This is a genomic window from Moorena sp. SIO3I6 (assembly GCF_010672095.1).
Genome location: NZ_JAAHHU010000659.1, coordinates 1 through 2,500 on the forward strand (window position 1 = coordinate 1; position 2,500 = coordinate 2,500).

The following is a 2,500-nucleotide window of genomic DNA, read 5'->3' on the forward strand; positions in this document are numbered from 1 at the left end:
GGTTGAGATTAGCACAGTTTAAACTGGCATTGGTGACAAAGGCTTGGGTTAAGTTAGCCCCGTTTAAGTTGGCACCAGTCAGGTCAGCACCTTCTAGGTTGGCTTCGATTAAGTTTGCTCCTTGCAGACAACAACGTAACAGTTCTGTTGCCTGCTCGTCGCTCCAGTTGTGCAGAATATGCTTCATTAGGTAAATATCATGACCAGCTGGGATCGATTCAAAAAAGCTACCTGTCACCAGATCGCATCGCTTGCTCACACCTTTTTCTGCTAGAAACCGCAGCGCTCCTTCAAAGATAGATCCAAAACAGATGAAGCTCCATTCTAATCAATATCAAACTTGAGCCCAGAAGCCTTCATTCGTTCAGCATATAAAGCATCGAACTGTTCATTTTGAGCAACTGTGAATTTTTCTTTCCACGAACCTATCACACCTTTTCGGAAAAAACTGCTGGGTTTCAAGAACTCGTGCATATTACTAAACTTATCATCCTTCATGTTTTTGAAAGATGTTTTATCCTTGATTTGATTAATTAGTTCAGGGGATAAGGGATATCCTAAGAAATCTGCGATTTTTTTGATCTCAGCATCAAACTCTTTTTTCAGATCTTCATATTTCAGAAATAGAATATTCTCAGCATTTCGATGCTCCCACCAACTCAGGACATGTTTGAACCAATCACCCCGTTGAACTTTTCCTTCCATAAACATCTCAAACCAATGTTCCCACGGCCCTGAATAATTACCTGCCCATGCTCTATCACTCTCGAAATAATAATAGGACACGACAACATCTTTAGGGTTCCTGGCAATATAGATGTATTTACATGGATTCTTGACTGGATTACCACCGACTGCCATTTGATAAGGCATATGACTCTTAAATATTCTCGGTGAAGGAAAGGCTTCCAGCTCACTTCTGCTCCGTGGATAAGGCCAAGAACTCGCCACCCAATGAAGGCTATCTCGTAAAGTTTTATCAGAAGGAATTTCTCCTTGCTGGACAATCAACAGAAGGATATAAGATAACCAAGATGAACCGGACTTTGGATATGAGATGAAACAGACATCTTCAGGACGAGTTTCTAGCGTTCGGGACAAATTGTATCTATCAGGCGTGGTATAAGGTGGAACGACAAGACCATCCAGAATGCGATATTTGTACCCATATTCTCCCACCTGTATGTCGTCAAGTATTTCAGCATGTAATTGATCTTCGTATCCAGCTATTTTTACAGTTGTCGTTGATTGTATCTCATTCATAACTTTGTCCATTCTGGCCGTAAAGATCCTAGAATAATTATTCTATAGCAATATGATTTGATTTATTCCGCTCCTGAGCGGGTTAATTAATTAATGAATGCTTCCTACACCACGAGAACGCAGGTGGGGGTGTCCGTCTTAGTTACAAGGTTTTATCCGAAGCGACAGGCGGCATTCTCGCGCCTGTTGCCAGGACTTTTGCGCTTACTATTCCCCCAAGTCGTTGTCTTGATGCAGTCGCTCATGGTTTTGGGTCTGTGTGCGGAACCTGCGTCCGCACCTTGTAAGCCCCGTGGAAACCACGGCAGTTGCTCATGGGGGGAACCCCCAAGACCGCACTGCCTCCCCAAGACCGCGCTGCATCGCTTCCGCTATGGGGCTTGTATTTAGAAACTTTTACCTAGAGTCTGACGTTTATGAACCGACTAGACAGGAAAAACAGGTTTGATGCCCTATCGTGAGAGGTCGTGCCTCTAGGTTGCTCAGAATCTTGTTCTGCCCTTTGCCGTACCACTCAACATAAATCAATTATATCACAATTTGCCGCTCAAAGACCCCCACCTGCGTTCTCGTGGTGGGGGAATGCGTCGCTCATTTTTGTTCAATTAGGTCTTAGGAGACGCGCAGAAATAACTTACCAATTGAGAAGTTAGAAATAATTCCATTGGTGGTAAATTGGATTATGAAGAGATTTTTAGATGGTTGGGGTTTTGAGCGGGGGATGGGGTATCACTTAGTTCAACCACCATCAATAGTATTAGTGCGCTCGTTAAGTCAAATCATGGAGATGTCAATCATCGAGTCGCTCAGAATCAAGTTTGAGGCATTAGTTCCTTACATGAATGAAAAGCTGAGACGATTGTGGGCAGCATCGGAAGCAGTGGCACTAGGTGAAGATGGAATAGAGCTGGTAGTCTTTGCCACAGGCATTGGTGCCAAAACAGTCAAAGAAGGTATCAAAGAGCTACAGGAACCGTTGAGTAGTGTGGCGATTGTTGCTCCATCAACTAGGCTCAGAAAACCTGGAGGAGGCAGAAAGAGCTATGATACTATCTTTGACAATTTCGATCAGGTTAGGCAGTTTTTAACGGAGCAAGGCTTTCAGCTTCAGGGGGTATAGTATGCTCAATGTATTAGACCAACTAACTTGCTTGCAACCCTTGGGGATTAATCCTACTGTTGCTGAATCTATACTCGCGGATTCATTTGTCTTTGCGCTTACTCCCAACATCGGAGG

The 2,500-nt window shown here is 43.7% G+C and carries 3 protein-coding genes; 1 reads left to right on the plus strand and 2 read right to left on the minus strand.

Annotated features, from left to right (window positions below):
* Both F6K49_RS41010 and F6K49_RS41015 read right to left on the minus strand, forming a co-directional pair.
* The coding region (locus F6K49_RS41010; RefSeq protein ID WP_366514296.1) for a pentapeptide repeat-containing protein at positions 1 to 259 on the minus strand (259 nt) is incomplete at its 3' end.
* A gap of 65 nt (positions 260 to 324) precedes the next feature.
* Positions 325 to 1,275: a sulfotransferase domain-containing protein gene (locus tag F6K49_RS41015; protein ID WP_075904537.1), complete on the minus strand. Its 951-nt coding sequence runs from the start codon at positions 1,273 to 1,275 to the stop codon at positions 325 to 327.
* A gap of 670 nt (positions 1,276 to 1,945) precedes the next feature.
* Between F6K49_RS41015 and F6K49_RS41020 the strand changes: the two genes are divergently transcribed.
* The gene (locus F6K49_RS41020; RefSeq protein ID WP_293106759.1) at positions 1,946 to 2,383 is read left to right on the plus strand and encodes a hypothetical protein; all 438 of its coding nucleotides are present in this window, start codon (positions 1,946 to 1,948) and stop codon (positions 2,381 to 2,383) included.
* Positions 2,384 to 2,500 lie beyond the last annotated feature (117 nt).

Coding starts and splice junctions, on each gene's coding strand:
- F6K49_RS41015 (WP_075904537.1), bottom strand. CDS start 1,275: ATGGACAAAGTTATGAATGAGATACAATCAACGACAACTGTAAAAATA.
- F6K49_RS41020 (WP_293106759.1), top strand. CDS start 1,946: ATGAAGAGATTTTTAGATGGTTGGGGTTTTGAGCGGGGGATGGGGTAT.